Below are 15,192 nucleotides of genomic sequence, written 5' to 3'. Positions count from 1 at the left end.
CGGGAAGGACGGAGGAGCGGACATGAAGCCTCAGGAGACCGTGCCGACCAGCCTGCCCGGTGCCGTAAGGGCGTCCATCGCCGACTCACTCGCCACCGTCGACGCCGAACTCGCCCGCCGCTACCCCGGCGACCCGGGCACCCGCCAGCCCGTTCACACCGTCTACGTGCCCGGCGACCTCCTCACCGCCACCACCGCGCGCGACTGGGGCGACCAGGCGCTGGCGGCCCTCGACCAGCACGCCCCCGACGCCGACTCCTTCGCCGCCGTCCTCGGCCTCCCCGAGGACCTCGCCGAACCCGTCCACACCCGGGTGCGGGCCAAGCTGGAGCGCGAGCCCGTGGAGGATCTGCGCATCGACTTCGAGGACGGCTACGGCCCGCGCCCCGACGCCGAGGAGGACGCCGCGGCCGCCCGCGCCGCCTCGCTTCTCGCGGCCGCCTGCGCCGAGGGCGGCGCGCCGCCCTGTGCGGGCATCCGCATGAAGTGCATGGAGGCCGCCGTACGCGACCGGGGCATCCGCACCCTCGACATCTTCCTTACCGGGCTCATGGCGGCCGGCGGACTGCCGGACGGCCTGGTGCTCACTCTGCCCAAGGTGACGTACGCGGAGCAGGTCACCGCGATGGTCCGGCTGTGCGAGGAGTTCGAGAAGGCGCGCGGGCTCGCCCCGGGCCGCATCGGCTTCGAGATCCAGATCGAGACCACCCAGGCCATCCTCGGCTCCGACGGCCGGGCCACCGTCGCCCGAATGATCGACGCCGCGGAGGGGCGCGCCACCGGACTGCACTACGGCACCTTCGACTACAGCGCCTCCTGCGGGGTCGGCGCCGCCCACCAGTCCATGGACCACCCCGTCGCCGACCACGCCAAGGCGGTGATGCAGGTCGCCGCCGCCGGTACCGGAGTACGGCTCTCGGACGGCTCGACCAACGTCCTGCCCATCGGCCCCACCGAGCGGGTCCACGACGCCTGGCGGCTCCACCACGGCCTGGTCCGGCGGTCATTGGCGCGCGCGTACTACCAGGGCTGGGACATGCACCCCGGCCACCTCCCCACCCGCTACGCCGCCGTCTACGCGTTCTACCGCGAGGGCCTGGAGGCCGCGGCGGAGCGGCTCGCCGCGTATGTGGACCGTACGGCCCAAGGCACCGGCATCGCCGACGAACCGGCCACCGCCAAGGCGCTCAGCGGCCATCTGGTGCGCGGGCTGGACTGCCGGGCCCTCGACGGCGCCGAGGTCGAGCGGCTGACCGGCCTGGGCCGCGCCGAACTCGACGCGCTGGCGGGGCGGGCCCCGGCCGTCTCCTGACCTCGGCAGTCGGCGGGTCCGCCGGGGCCTGCTGATCGGCGGGAGCCTGCTGATCTGCCGGAGCCTGCGGGTCTGTTGGAGCCCGCGGATCGGTGGGCACTTGTCGACTCGCAGGAGCCCATGGGCCCGACTGAGCCCGCCCGTCCGCTGGAGACCGTCGCGCCGGAGCCCACAGTTGCACCCGGGCCGCCGGGCCCGCTGATCCGCTTGGCCATATCCGCTCACCCGCACGTGTCACCCGGGATGCGGCCCCGCCGGGGAAGGCGGGAGATGGGTTCATGGCCAGAAGCGCCGTGTCGGCCCTGCTGATCCTGCTCGGTTGCCTGCTCGTACCGGTGTCCGTGCTGACGGTGTGGGTCCACGACATCGTCCTGGACACCGACCGCTACGTGGCGACGGTCGCCCCGTTGGCGAAGGACCCGGCGATCCAGGACACCGCCGTGGACCAGGTCAGCGAGGCCGTCGACATCCGCCACAACAGCCGCGAGGTCACCGCCGACATCGCTTCCTGGCTGCGCGCCCACGGCCTCCCGGAACAGGCCGCCGACACCATCGAAGGGCTGGCCCCGCAGTTGGACTCGGCCCTGGACCAGGCGGTGCGGAAGGTGGCGGCCCATATCGTGCGCAGTGAGCAGTTCCCCGCCGTGTGGACCGGCGCCAACCGGGCCGCCCACACCGCCGTCGTGGGCGCCCTCACCGGCAAGGGCGGCGGGCCGGTCGGCGTCGAGGGGCACACCGTCACCCTCAACGTCGGCGCCGCCGTGGAGCGGGTCAGACAGCAACTGGTGGACGCCGGGCTCCCCGCGGTGACCGGCATCCCCGACATCCACCAGCGGCTCGTCCTCTTCCACTCCGACCGGCTCGACACCATCAGACGGTCGGCGCGCTTCCTCGACCTGGCGGGCAACTGGCTGCCCGCGCTGACGGTGACCCTCGGCGGCACCGGAGTGCTGCTCGCCCACCGGCGCCGCCGGGCGCTCGCCCGCGCGGCCCTGGGCACCGCGCTCGCCTCCCTCGCCCTGGCGCTGGCCCTCGCGGTGGGCCGGGGCTACTACCTCGACCATGTGCCGGTGAGCGTGCTGTCCAGGGAGGCCGCCTCGGTCCTCTTCGACACGGTGGTGCGCTTTCTGCGGGTCACCGTGCTCACCGTGCTGGTGCTCGGCGTCGTGGTCGCGCTCGGCGCCTATCTGGTCGGCCCGGGGCGGCTGCCGAGCACGGTACGCGGCACGGCGGAGGTCCTCGCCGACAGCGCGGCCCGCTGGGGCGCGTCCCACGGGATGCGTACCGGCCAGGCCGGTATCTGGACCGCGGACCACCGGCGGGGACTGACGACGGCGGCCCTGCTGGTGCCGGTCGCGGTGTTCGCCCTGTGGAACCACCCCACCGTGCTGACGGTGCTCTTCCTGGTGCTGATCCTGCTGGCCGCCCTCGCGGTGATCGCCCTCCTGGCCGCCATGGGCCGCACGGGGGCGCACGGCAGGAGCCGTTAGGGGCCTCAGGCCGCCAAGGGGGCAGAGGGCCAGGCCGTCAGGGGGTCAGGATGAGCACGATGAAGATCAGGCATGCGGCGGCATTGACCACCCAGCTATGGGTGGCGAGCCACTCCCGGAGCCGGGGCATCGCGCGCCGCGCCCGGTCGCCGAGGAGGAGGTAGCCCAGCAGCGGCAGCGCCGCGATCAGTACGGTGGCGGCGATGAACGGCAGCGCCGCCGCCAACCCCGCCCGGTGCTGCTCCAGATTGGCTCCTACGGTCAGCATGACCACGATGTCGGACGGCATGAGCAGGATGATCAGCAAGCCGGTCGTGAGCGCCTTACGGGGACCGGCTTCCATCAGCGCGCCCAGCCACTTCGGCGGCTCGACCGTCCGCCGCTTCACCACGTTCTTGACAGCGACCAGTGCCAACAGCCCCACCAGCACGAGCTGTACGACCGACGCGGCCGATCCCCGGTCGGCCGGGCTGCCCGGCGAGACCACCTGCCCCAGCAGCCCGCACAGCCCCCGGGCGAGGGCGACCCCCGCCGCGGTCGCGACCGCCACCCCGAGCAGAAACGCCAGGGACACCCGCACCGGACGCGCGGTGGTCACCAGGATGACCGCGGCCACGATCTGAGGGCCGGCCATCATGGTGACGGCCAAGGGAAGAATCTGGAGATCCACGACCGCCTGCCCTTCCAGCCCTCGTCGCCCGATCACCCTCCCGACTCCCCTTTCTACGCACCGCCCGCCGCCACGGCATCCGGCGCTGCGCCGACCGTGGCGCCGTAAGCTGAAGGAGTGGGGCCCGGCGGGGTGCTCACGGCCGCGCCGGGCGTGGCCGACGGGAGGCTGACGATGGACTACCCACTGCTGAATGTTTTCCTGACCACGATGTGGGTCTTTCTCTGGATCCTCTGGCTGGCGCTTCTGTTCCGTGTCTTCACCGACCTCTTCCGTGACGACTCGCTGAGCGGCTGGGCCAAGGCGGGCTGGACCGTCTTCGCCCTCCTGCTGCCCTTCCTCGGCGTCATCGTGTACCTGGTGGCACGGGGGCGGGGGATGGGCATGCGCGAGATGAAGCGTGCGGAGCAGGCGGAGAAGGACTTCCGGGAGTTCGTGCGCACGACCGGTACCACCGGCCGGGCGGAGGAGCTCGAGCACCTCGTGGAGCTCAAGAACCACGGCGACCTCACGCCCGAGGAGTACGAACGGGCCAAGGCCAAGGTCCTGGCCGCTTGAACGAACCATCGGCACCGCGGTGATCAGTACCGCACCGCGGTGCCCACCTGCGCCGTGATGTGGCCGGTGAGCTTGCGGTGGCTGTGGGCCGTGGCCTTGGTGGGCTGGTGCGGGGGCACCTTGGACAGGTGCAGGACGACGGCGTCGACCAAGTCCCCGTCCGCGTCGCGGAAGTTGACCTCAATGGCGTAGTTGGCCGTGTGCTTGCCCCGGTTGGTCACGGTCAGCGGTGCCACGGACCGTCCCGCGCCGTCGCGGGACACCCGGCCGGCCTTCACCTCGCGCTTGGCCTGGGAGCCGCCCTTGATCTTGCCCAGCTCGGCCTGGGCCGACGACCTCGCGGAGGCGATGGCGGCGGAGGCCCGGGACACTTCGGACGACGGGGTGCCCCCGCCGTCCGAACAGCCGACGGCGGCCGGCGCCAGCACGGCCATGAGGCTCACCGCGCAGATCGTCCGCGTTCGGCGCCTGCTCATCGCGTCTCCCTCGTTCCGCCGGCCGGGGTCCCGGGCCGTCCGCATCCACCCTCGGGGCGGTGGGGGGCCGGGGCAACCGGAGCGGGGCCGTTCAGGCGTTCGGGGGAAACGCGCCGTTCGGGGAACGGCCCAGCCGCTGGGGTCAGGGTGTGGACGTCGCGGGCGGGGGCAGTTCGCCGGAGCCGCGCGGGATCAGCCGGGTCGGCAGCACGACCCGCTGGGGGTCCCCACTCGCGCCGTCGAGGCGACGGAAGAGCAGATCGGCGGCGGTGCGGCCGAGCTGGGCCGAGTCCTGGGCTATGACGGTGATCCCGGGGGAGAGCAGATCGGCGAGCTCGAAGTCGTCGAAGCCGACGAGGGCCACCGGCGCGGCGGGCGCGGGGCGCTCGGCCAGGACCCGTACGACCGTGACCGTGACCCGGTTGTTGCCCGCGAAGAGCGCGGTGACCGGCTCGGTGGCGTTCAGCATCGCGGTGGCCGCGGCCCGGACCCGCTCCGGATCGGTGGGGCCGGGCGAGACCCAGGCGTCATGGACCGGCAGTCCGGCGTCGCTCATCGCCGCGTGGTAGCCGCGCAGCCGCTCGGCGGCGGTGTGGATGCCCGGCAGGTCGCCGAGGAACCCGATCCGGCGGTGGCCGTGGGCGATCAGATGGGCGACGGCGTCGCGGGAACCGCCGAAGCTGTCGGAGAGGACGGCGTCGGCGTCGACACGGCCCGCGGGGCGGTCGACGAAGACGGTGGCGACCCCGGCCGCCATCTCGGGGGCCAGATAGCGGTGGTCACGGCCGGCCGGGATGATGACGAGGCCGTCGACCCGGCGCGCGCACAGGGCGAGCACCAGCTCCTGCTCGCGCTCGGGGTCCTCCGCGCTGGATCCGTTGATCAGCAGTGCGCCATGGGCCCGGGCGATCTCCTCGACGGCGCGGCTCAGCGGACCGTAGAAGGGGTCGGCCAGATCCTCCAGGACCAGTCCGATGCTCGCCGTACGGCCCTTGCGCAGAATGCGGGCGCTGTCGTTGCGGCGGAAGCCGAGTGCGGTGATGGCCTCCTGGACGCGGCGCTCGGTGTCGGGGGTGACGCCCGGTTCGCCGTTGACCACTCTGGAGACGGTTTTGAGGCCGACTCCGGCCCGTGCGGCGACGTCCTTCATAGTGGGCCGGGTGCCGTAACGGCGTGTGGCGGTGCTCGGGGCGGTGTCGGTCACAGTGCGCTCGTCCCGTCGCTGGTCGTCGTGGGGGAGGGAGTGACGAGCATAGCCCCTGGACAACGTTGTCAGCGGCGGGAAGACTGTTGTCGCACACCGAACACGTCCATGCCCACCAGCATGCCCACCAGGAGAGTCGACACCTATGCCACGTGACCTCATCGCCGCACTGGACATCGGCGGGACCAAGATCGCGGGCGCTCTGGTGGACGGGAGCGGAAAACTGGTCGCACGGGCCCGCCGCGCCACCCGTGCCCAGGAAGACGGCGCGACGGTCATGCGGCAGGTCACCGCCGTGCTCAAGGAGCTCGCGGCCACCGCGCACTGGTCGCGGGTCGCCGCCGTCGGCATCGGCAGCGCGGGCCCGGTGGACGCCTCCGTGGGCACCGTCAGCCCCGTCAACATCCCCGGCTGGCGTGACTTCCCGCTGGTCGCCGGGGTCCGGGAGACCACCGGCGCACTGCCGCTGACGCTGGTCGGCGACGGGCCGGCGATGACGGCCGCCGAGCACTGGCAGGGCGCGGCGCGCGGCCGTAAGAGCGCGCTGTGCATGGTGGTCTCCACCGGCGTGGGCGGCGGGCTGGTCCTGGGCGGCCTGCTGCACCCGGGCCCGACCGGCAATGCCGGGCACATCGGCCACATCAGCGTGCACCTGAACGGGGACCTGTGCCCCTGTGGCGGACGCGGCTGCGTGGAGCGGATCGCCAGCGGTCCCAACATCGCCCGCCGCGCTCTGGACGGGGGCTGGCGCCCGGGTCCGGACGGCGACACCAGCGCCCAGGCCGTCGCCGCCTCGGCGCGGGACGGCGACCCGGTGGCGCGGGCCTCCTTCGAACGGGCGGCCCAGGCCCTGGCCGCCGGAATCGCCGCGACCGCCGCGCTCGTCGAGATCGAGGTGGCGGTCATCGGCGGCGGGGTGGCGGGCGCCGGGGACGTGCTCTTCACGCCCCTGCGGCGCGCCCTGCGCGACTACGCGACCCTGTCGTTCGTCCAGGGACTGGAGGTCGTCCCGGCACAGATGGGCACCGACGCGGGGCTGGTGGGCGCGGCCGCCGCGGCGGCGCAGGAGGCGCGGCTGGAGGGGTTCGGCCCGGCGGCGGGGCATCCGACCGGCGATTGAGTCCCGCTGTCACCCTCTCCCCCTAAGCTGTTCGCCCTCAGCCCGAAGCCCTGAAGCCCGGCAGCGGCCAGGCGGGGCCGAGGAGAGCGCGAGGGGGAGCGGAGCGGTGGCACCGGTGGACATGGGCGGCGATCTGTCCGGCAGGCTCCTGGGCGGGCGGTACCGGGTGACGGGCCGGCTCGGCCGGGGCGGCATGGGCGTGGTCTGCAGGGCCGTGGACGCGGTGCTCGGTCGGGAGGTCGCGGTCAAGGTGCTGCGCGCCCATACCGACGCGTCCAGTGCCGAACTGGCCGATCTGCGCACCCGGATGCAGCGGGAGGCGCGGGCGGCGGCCCGGATCCGGCACCCCGGGGTGATCACGGTCCACGATGTGGCCGAGGAGGACGGGCTGCCGCTCATCGTCATGGAGCTGATCGACGGGCCCTCGCTCGACGATGTGATCGACGAACGCGGCACCATCGACCCCCGGGAGGCCGCGGGGCTCGGCGCCGAGGTCGCGGACGCGCTCGGCGCGGCCCATGACGCCGGGGTGCTGCACCGGGATGTGAAGCCCGGCAATGTGCTGCTGGACCGCGCGGGCCGTGTCGTCCTTACGGACTTCGGCATCGCCAGCCTGGAGGCGCCCGAGGACGGCGCGACCACCAAGCTGCCCGCAGCGGCGAGCTGATCGGCTCCCTGGACTATCTCGCACCGGAGCGCGCCCAGGGGCAGGACCCGAGCCCGGCCTCGGACATCTGGGCGCTGGGGATGACGCTGTACGCGGCGGTGGAGGGCTCGTCGCCGTTCCGCCGCACCTCCGTATGGTCGACCCTCACCGCGATCGTCACCGAACCGCTGCCCGAGCCGCGGCTGGCCGGGCCGCTGGCGCCCGTGTTGCACGCGCTGATGGACAAGGATCCGCGGGGGCGGCCGTCCGCCGCCGAGGCGCGCCGGATGCTGGCGGACGTGGCCGCCGGGCGGACGCCGCAGGGCCTGCGGCCCCCGTCCGCACCGGACGCTGCGGCCGTCCCGCCGCCGGGCCTCGGCCCGCCGCCCGCGCCGCCGAGCGCTCATCGCGGCCGCCGCCGCCACCGTCGTGCTCATCGCCGGCGGGGTGACGTACGCGCTGGTCGCAGGCGATGACCACAGCACGGCGTCGGGGCCGACGAAGGATTCGGCGTCGGAGCGGACCAAGGACGCGCCGAGCGAGCCGGCGGGGCCTGGGGAGACCGCCTCACCGGGCGGCGGAGGGGCGAGCGGCACGGCCGGGCAGGATGGCGCCGAGCCGGGTGACACGGCCTCACCGTCCGCGTCCCGCACCCCGGACGGCGGCAATGGCGACCAAGGCGGCCCGGCGGGCTCATCGGCCCCGCCCTCGGGGGCCGCGCCCGTCTGCCACGGCAGCGGCGGCGGTCGGTACGACTGCGAGGTGTGGCGGGACGCCACCTCGTACACCCAGGGTGGTGAGCCGGTCGGCACCCTCAAGCATGGCGTGAACTACTTCTTCTGCCAGGAGAGCCTGGGCCGCCGGGAGACCTACGGCACGTGGTCGAACGTGTGGTGGGCCAGGACCGACGACGACAACGGTCATCGCGATGTCTATGTGAGCGTCGTCTACGTCAAGGGCGGGAACAACGACGAGCCCCTCCCCGGGCTGCCCGAGTGCTGAGCCCGGGCGGCCGCGGGAAGGGGCGGATCTCCGTGAGGTGGAGAGTCAGCGTGGGGTGGAGAGGTCTCAGCAGGTGAAGGACGCGTCGGCCCAGTCCCCGTGGTCGCTGGTGACCCCGTCCCCGCCGTCGGTGACGACGAGCCTGACCGTGTTCGCCTTGCCGATGGCGGCGTCAAGGGCGGTGGCCGGATCGGCGTTGGTCAGTGTCTTGGACGACGCCACCTTGGTGTCGTCCGCCCAGACCTCGAAGGCGACCGATCCCTCGGTGCCCTCCTCGTCGTCCACGCCGACCTGCGCGGTGAAGCGCGAGCACCGGCCCCCGGTGTAGTAGGTGACCTCGCTGGGGGCGTGCACGCCCAGGCCCTTGTCGTACGTGGTGCCGCCGAGGGTGAGCGGGTGGCCGTCACCCGCCCCGCTCTCGCCGACGCTGGTGTTCTTCTCCACCGGGCCCCAGCCGTTGAGCGCGCTCAGCCAGGACAGATCGCTCGCGTACGAGCTGCCCGAGGGCGGTGCGACCACCACATGGACCGCCGAGACCAGCCGCGCGGCGGCCTTGGCGCCCTTCGGTGAGCGGTAGTCGGCGGCGACCGTCAGATCGTACGCACCGGGTGCGGACCCGGCGGGCGCGGTGACCTGCCAGCGCGTGGCCAGCTTCGAGCCGGTGGGCAGCGAGGCGGCCCGGGTCGGGGAGGTGGCCTTGATCCGCCAGCCGTCGGGGCCGGTGAGGCGGACCGAGACCTGATGGGCCGGGGTGCGGCCGAGGTCGGTGAGGGTGGTGACGACCTGGGCGGTGTCCCCGGCCTCGGTCAGCGCGGTGCCGTCGATGCCGAGTTCGGCGAGGGGCGGGTAGGAGGCCCAGCGCGCGTCGGCCGAGGCCCGGTAGAGCACGGTGCCATGGGCCGGGACGGTAGCCGAAATGGCTCCGGCGGTGTTGTAGTCCTTGTGCGACCACAGGTCGCGCAGCCGGTACGCGGTCGCCTTCGGCAGCCCGACCCCGGTCGCCGTGGTGGCGATGTGCTGCGGCCGGTCGGTTTCGTTGAACAGGGCGACGGCGCGGCTGCCGTCTGCCATCTCCTTGGCGATGACCCAGCGACCGCCCTCGGAGGAGACCACGGTGCCCTGCTTGCCGAGCGGGTCCTGATCGACGCCGATGACCTCGCGATTGCCGAGGATCTCATAGGTCTCGTCGGTGGCCTTGCGCAGATCGGTGCCGATCAGCAGGGGTGCGGCCATGATCGACCACAGCGAGAAGTGGCTGCGGTACTCGGTGTCCGTCATCCCGCCGTTGCCGACCTCCAGCATGTCGGGGTCGTTCCAGTGGCCGGGTCCGGCGTACTGCGCGAGCGGCAGGTTCTGCTTGGCGATCGACAGCATGCTGCCCCAGCTGTCGCTGATGTCGCCCGTCGTCCGCCACAGTTGGCCGAATTCACCGGCCCACTCCCATGGCTTGTTCTCGCCCCATTCGCAGATGCTGTAGACGATGGGGTGGCCGGTGGACTCGGACGCCGCCTTCAGCGCGTCGCGCATGGCGCGGTAGCGCTGCTTGGCGTCGACACCCTGGTTATTGCAGTTGTCGTACTTGAGGTAGTCGATGCCCCAGTCGGCGAACTGCTGGGCGTCGGACTTCTCATGGCCGAGGGCCCCGGGGAAGCCGGCGGTATTGCAGGTCTTGGTGCCCGCGCTGGTGTAGATGCCGATCTTCAGTCCCTTGGAGTGGGCATAGTCGGCGACGGCCTTGATGCCGTTCGGAAAGCGGACCGGGTCGGGGACCAGCTTGCCGTCCGCGTCGCGCTGCGGCAGCGCCCAGCAGTCGTCGAGGTTGACGTATTGGTATCCGGCGTCCTTCAGCCCCTTCGCCACGAAGATATCGGCGATGCCCTTGACCATCGCCTCGTTGAACTCGGCGCGGCAATGGGTGGAGTTCCAGTTGTTGAAGCCCATCGGAGGGGTGAGGGCGAGCCCGTCACCGGGCGCGGCGCTCGGCGCGGAGGCCGGTGTGGTGACCTCGGCGGGGTGCGACGGCTGGGCGACGGCCGGGAGGGCCAGGCCGGCCGTTGCCAGCAGGCCGGCGCTCAATGCTCCGATGACTCTTCGCTTCGAGGGGCGAAAACAGCGGTGGCGCACGATGCGGGTCCTCCGTTCCCAACGGGGGTGACGCAGTGTCATGGCTGCGCCACATGCGAGCGTTTACGGTAGACCCTGTTGGAGTCTGTTGGAAGAGATGCGATAACAGTTGTTCGATACCTCGTCAAAACCCTTGACGTTTTGCCTGGGCGCCGGGTGAGATCCCCTCACTCGCGTTCGATTGTGTTTGATTGGACCTCTGTGGAGGGGCACATGGCACCGTCATTGTCAGGACATCGGATCTCCCGCCGTGCGCTGCTACGAGGTACCGCGGCCGGAGCCGGCGCGGTCGCCCTCCCGACGCTGCTGACCGCCTGCGGTGGTCCGGGCAACGAAGTGAAGATCGGCTCCAACGCCTCCGACGCAGTGCCCCGGAAGGCGTTCGCCGAGGTGTTCGACGCGTACGAGAAGAAGTCGGACAAGAAGGTCAAGGTCAACACCGTCAACCACGAAGCCTTTCAGGAAGGCATCAACCGCTACCTGAAGGGCACCCCCGACGACGTCTTCATGTGGTTCGCCGGGTACCGCATGCAGTTCTTCGCCGAACAGGGCCAGCTCGCCGAGATCAGTGATCTGTGGAAGGGCTTCGACGGCTTCTCCGACGCGCTCAAGGCACAGTCCACCGGCAAGGACGGCAAGCAGTACCTCGTGCCGTACTACTACTACCCCTGGGCGGTCTTCTACCGGAAGAGCGTCTTCGCCCAGCGCGGCTATGAGATCCCGAAGACCTTCGACGAGTTCCGGGCCCTCGCCAAGCGCATGGACAAGGACGGTCTCGACGCCATCGCCTTCGGTGACAAGGACGGCTGGCCCGCCATGGGGACCTTCGACTATCTCAATATGCGGGCCAACGGCTACGACTTCCATATCTCCCTGATGGGCGGCAAGGAGTCCTGGACCGATCCCCGGGTCAAGAAGGTCTTCGACCTGTGGCGCGGGCTGATGCCGTATCACCAGAAGGGCGGCAACGGACGGACCTGGCAGGAGGCCGCCCAGAGCCTGGCGCAGAAGAAGTCCGGTATGGCGGTCTTCGGACTGCCCCACCCCGGCCAGCAGTTCTCCGCCGCCGACCGCGACGATCTGGACTTCTTCGCCTTCCCCGAGATCGACTCCGCCTATGGCCAGGACGCGGTCGAGGCGCCGATCGACGGCTTTCTGCTGGCGAAGAAGTCCAAGCGGCAGAAGGAGGGCAAGGAGCTGCTGAAGTACCTCGCCACACCTGCCGCCGAGGAGATCTACCTGAAGCGGGACCCGAACAACATCGCGGTCAACGACGGCGCGTCCACCTCCTCGTACAACGCGCTGCAGAAGAAGGCCGCCGAACTCATCTCGAACGCCAAGCAGATATCCCAGTTCATGGACCGCGACACCCGGCCGGACTTCGCGTCCCAGGTGATGATCCGGGCCATTCAGCAGTTCATCAACAAGCCGGACGACATCGACTCCCTGACCAAGGACATCGAATCCCAGAAGAAGACCATCTTCGCCGGCAACTAGGAGATTCGCGCCGTGCCGCTCATCAACGCGCGGCGTGCCAAACGGCGGGGCCCCCGGAGGTTCACCTCCCGCGACCTCGCCGTTATCGGCGTGCTGCTGGGTATACCCATTCTGCTCGACCTGGCCCTGATCTGGGGCCCGACCCTCGCCTCCATCGGTCTGTCCTTCACCAACTGGGACGGGATCGGCGATATCCATTGGGTCGGCATCGACAACTACAAGACCCTCTTCACCGACTATCCGCCGTTCTGGCCCGCCGTCCGCAACAATCTGCTCTGGGTGGCCTTCCTCGGCCTTGTCGCGACCCCCTTCGGGCTGCTGCTGGCCGTACTGCTGGACAAGGGCGTCCGGTTCAGCCGGTTCTACCAGTCCACCCTCTATATGCCGGTGGTGCTCTCCCTCGCCATCGTCGGCTTCATCGCGCAGCTGATCTTCTCCCGTGACCAGGGTGCGCTGAACGCGATTCTGGCCAACAAGGACAATCCGGTGGACTGGCTGGGAGACCCGGAGCTCAATATCTGGATGGTGCTGCTGGCAGCCGCCTGGCGGCACACCGGGTATGTGATGATCCTCTATCTGGCCGGGCTGAAATCGGTCGATCCCTCGCTCAAGGAAGCGGCCGCGATCGACGGCGCCAGCGAGACCCAGGCCTTCTTCCGGGTCGTGCTGCCCACTCTGCGGCCGGTCAATGTCATCGTCGGTGTCATCACCGTGATCGAGGCATTGCGCGCGTTCGACATCGTCTACGCCATCAACCATGGCCGTAACGGGCTCGAACTGCTCTCGGTGCTGGTCACCGACAACATCATCGGCGAGGCCAGCCGGATCGGCTTCGGCTCCGCGATCGCCGTCGTCCTGCTGGCCGTGTCCATGGGATTCATCGTGACCTATCTGGTGCAGGAGCTACGAGGGGGGAAGAAGGGATGACCATCACCCGGACCGCCCCCGTACGGACCGTGACGCCGGTGACCGGCACCGGCAAGCGCCGGGTGAGCCGCGGACGGCTCGGGCTGCACGCGTTTTTGATGACCGTGTCGCTCGCCTTTCTCGCCCCGCTGCTGCTCGCCATCTACGCCTCGCTGCGGCCCTACGAGGAGACCGCCCAATACGGCTATTTCTCGCTGCCGCGCCATCTGTCGTTCGACTACTACGCGCAGGCGTTCAACGACTCCGGAATGGGCAAGTACTTCATCAACTCGCTCATCATCGCGGTTCCCGGAGTGCTGTTGACGCTGTTTCTCGCCTCTTTCGTCGCCTTCTGTGTGACCCGGCTGAGAATGCGCGGCGGACTCGTGCTGCTGATGGTGTTCACGGCGGGCAATCTGCTGCCGCAGCAGGTCATCGTCACCCCGCTGTATGTGCTCTTCACCAAGATCAATCTGCCCTATTGGATGTCGGACTCGATGACGATGTACGACTCCTACTGGGCCGTGCTCGCCGTCCAGGTCGCCTTCCAGGTGGGTTTCTGCGTCTTCGTCCTCGCCAACTTCATGCGCACCCTTCCCGAGGAGATCACGGAAGCGGCGCGGGTGGATGGCGCGGGGGTGTGGACGCAGTACTGGAACATCACGCTTCCGCTGTGCCGGCCGGCGCTCGCCGCGCTCGCCACATTGCAATTCACCTGGATGTACAACGACTTCCTGTGGGCGCTCGTCTTCATCTCCGACGGCGACAAGCTGCCCATCACCTCCGCGCTCAACAATCTGCGCGGCCAGTTCTTCACCGACTACAACCTGCTCGCGGCGGGCTCGGTGATCGTGGCGCTGCCCACGGTGCTGGTCTTCCTGCTGTTGCAGCGCCACTTCATCGCCGGACTCACCCTCGGCGCCAGCAAGGGGTGATGCGACAGGGGTCACCGTGATCCATGTGGCCGCGGTGACCCCTGTGGCACAAGGGCCCCACGACCCCCTACTCCGCCCCACCGCACCGCCCCGCGTCATGCGCCCATCCGGTCCGGAGCGGCGCGATCCGTCACTCGGTCGTCTTCGGGCGTTTCCGTGGCAGGGTGATGCGGGCAACTGTCAGGAGGCGATGGAATAGGGGGAAATGTGATCGTCTGGCTGAACGGTGCGTTCGGTGCGGGTAAAACCGCCACGGCCCGTGAATTGGTGGACTTCATGCCCGGCAGCACGTTCTACGACCCGGAGCTGGTCGGTAACGGTCTGCGGATGATGCTTCCGCGTAAACGTCTTGAACAGGTGTCCGACTACCAGGATCTGCCTTCCTGGCGTCGGCTGGTCGTGGACACCGGAGCGGCACTGATCGCGGAGGTCGGCGGTCCGCTCGTGGTGGCGATGACGGTCCTCAGACAGGAGTACCGGGATGAGATCTTCGGTCATTTCGCGGCCCGTCGCATCCCCGTGCGGCATGTTCTGCTCCACACCGATGAAACGATCCTTCGCGAGCGGATAGCCGGGCGCGAGGAGATACCCGGGGACCCGGAGGCGAACGAGTCCGTACGCCAGTGGTGCCTGGCCCATCTCGCCCCCTACCGGGCGGCCCTGCCCTGGCTGACCGCCGATGCCCATGTCGTGGACACCACCGGCATCACCCCGCGCCAGACCGCCCAGCACATCGCCGACGCGGTCCGCGAGGGCGCCGGGAGCTGCGACATCGTGCAGACGCCGGAGCCGACGGCGGAGACGCTGGCCGCCGGGGTGCTGCTCTTCGACGAGGAGGACCGCGTGCTGCTCGTCGACCCCACCTACAAACCCGGCTGGGAGTTCCCCGGCGGCGTCGTCGAACCGGGCGAACCCCCGATGTGCGCCGGGGTGCGCGAGGTCACCGAGGAGCTGGGCGTACGGCTCGACGAACCGCTGCGGCTGCTGGTCGCCGACTGGGAACGCCCCCAGCCGCCTGGCTACGGGGGCCTGCGGCTGCTCTTCGACGGCGGCAAGCTCTCCAGCGCGGCTGCCCGGGAAGTACTGCTGCCCGGCTCCGAACTGCGCGGCTGGCGCTTCGTCACCGAGAGCGAGGCGGCCGCGCTGCTGCCACCGGTGCGGCTGAGCCGACTGCGCTGGGCGCTGCGCGCCCGCGAGCAGGGCCGCCCGCTCTACCTCGAAGCGGGCGTCCCGACCGGCTGACCCACCGGCC

General features: G+C 70.6%; 12 protein-coding genes and 1 pseudogene. 9 read left to right on the top strand and 4 right to left on the bottom strand.

Annotation, left to right across the window (positions count from 1 at the left end; genetic code table 11):
• Window positions 1–22 precede the first annotated feature (22 nt).
• Together STRVI_RS27095 and STRVI_RS27090 are read left to right on the top strand one after the other, a co-directional pair.
• The gene (locus STRVI_RS27095) at window positions 23–1,312 is read left to right on the top strand and encodes a DUF6986 family protein (RefSeq protein ID WP_014058826.1); all 1,290 of its coding nucleotides are present in this window, start codon (window positions 23–25) and stop codon (window positions 1,310–1,312) included.
• Between the two features lie 278 nt (window positions 1,313–1,590).
• Window positions 1,591–2,802 (top strand): hypothetical protein, encoded by a 1,212-nt coding sequence (locus tag STRVI_RS27090; protein ID WP_014058825.1) that lies wholly within the window; start codon window positions 1,591–1,593, stop codon window positions 2,800–2,802.
• A 37-nt stretch (window positions 2,803–2,839) separates the two neighbouring features.
• Here STRVI_RS27090 and STRVI_RS27085 read toward each other — a convergent pair whose 3' ends face one another.
• On the bottom strand, window positions 2,840–3,508 hold the full coding sequence (locus STRVI_RS27085; RefSeq protein ID WP_014058824.1) for a GAP family protein: 669 nt from the start codon (window positions 3,506–3,508) through the stop codon (window positions 2,840–2,842).
• Window positions 3,509–3,646: 138 nt separating this feature from the next.
• Here STRVI_RS27085 and STRVI_RS27080 point away from each other — a divergent pair, with 138 nt between their 5' ends.
• Entirely contained in the window at window positions 3,647–4,030 is a 384-nt protein-coding gene (locus STRVI_RS27080) for an SHOCT domain-containing protein (protein WP_014058823.1), read from the top strand.
• A gap of 23 nt (window positions 4,031–4,053) precedes the next feature.
• Here STRVI_RS27080 and STRVI_RS27075 read toward each other — a convergent pair whose 3' ends face one another.
• Entirely contained in the window at window positions 4,054–4,506 is a 453-nt protein-coding gene (locus STRVI_RS27075) for a hypothetical protein (protein WP_150112923.1), read from the bottom strand.
• 142 nt (window positions 4,507–4,648) lie between these two features.
• Window positions 4,649–5,710, bottom strand: a complete 1,062-nt coding sequence (locus tag STRVI_RS27070) for a LacI family DNA-binding transcriptional regulator (protein WP_014058821.1) — start codon at window positions 5,708–5,710, stop codon at window positions 4,649–4,651.
• A gap of 145 nt (window positions 5,711–5,855) precedes the next feature.
• Between STRVI_RS27070 and STRVI_RS27065 the strand changes: the two genes are divergently transcribed.
• Both STRVI_RS27065 and STRVI_RS27060 read left to right on the top strand, forming a co-directional pair.
• The gene (locus STRVI_RS27065) at window positions 5,856–6,830 is read left to right on the top strand and encodes an ROK family protein (protein WP_014058820.1); all 975 of its coding nucleotides are present in this window, start codon (window positions 5,856–5,858) and stop codon (window positions 6,828–6,830) included.
• Window positions 6,831–6,951: 121 nt separating this feature from the next.
• Window positions 6,952–8,478 (top strand): annotated as a pseudogene (locus STRVI_RS27060) (serine/threonine-protein kinase).
• Between the two features lie 66 nt (window positions 8,479–8,544).
• On the opposite strand, the gene STRVI_RS27055 reads toward STRVI_RS27060, so the two are convergent.
• On the bottom strand, window positions 8,545–10,602 hold the full coding sequence (locus STRVI_RS27055) for an NPCBM/NEW2 domain-containing protein (protein WP_014058818.1): 2,058 nt from the start codon (window positions 10,600–10,602) through the stop codon (window positions 8,545–8,547).
• A gap of 213 nt (window positions 10,603–10,815) precedes the next feature.
• Between STRVI_RS27055 and STRVI_RS27050 the strand changes: the two genes are divergently transcribed.
• From STRVI_RS27050 to STRVI_RS27035, 4 genes are all read left to right on the top strand, one after another.
• A complete protein-coding gene (locus STRVI_RS27050; protein ID WP_014058817.1) occupies window positions 10,816–12,099 on the top strand; it encodes an ABC transporter substrate-binding protein in 1,284 nt (427 codons plus the stop codon).
• A gap of 12 nt (window positions 12,100–12,111) precedes the next feature.
• Window positions 12,112–13,026, top strand: coding sequence for a carbohydrate ABC transporter permease (locus tag STRVI_RS27045; protein WP_014058816.1), 915 nt, complete (start codon window positions 12,112–12,114; stop codon window positions 13,024–13,026).
• Window positions 13,023–13,940 (top strand): carbohydrate ABC transporter permease, encoded by a 918-nt coding sequence (locus STRVI_RS27040; RefSeq protein WP_014058815.1) that lies wholly within the window; start codon window positions 13,023–13,025, stop codon window positions 13,938–13,940. Before STRVI_RS27045 ends, STRVI_RS27040 begins: the two co-directional genes overlap by 4 nt.
• 207 nt (window positions 13,941–14,147) lie before the next feature.
• Window positions 14,148–15,182: an NUDIX hydrolase gene (locus STRVI_RS27035; RefSeq protein WP_014058814.1), complete on the top strand. Its 1,035-nt coding sequence runs from the start codon at window positions 14,148–14,150 to the stop codon at window positions 15,180–15,182.
• Window positions 15,183–15,192: the final 10 nt, after the last annotated feature.

Origin of the sequence: Streptomyces violaceusniger Tu 4113 (assembly GCF_000147815.2) — a bacterium.
Classification (GTDB): domain Bacteria; phylum Actinomycetota; class Actinomycetes; order Streptomycetales; family Streptomycetaceae; genus Streptomyces; species Streptomyces violaceusniger_A.
The sequence above is the reverse complement of the archived record's forward strand: the minus strand, read 5'-3'. Positions and strand labels throughout refer to the sequence as shown.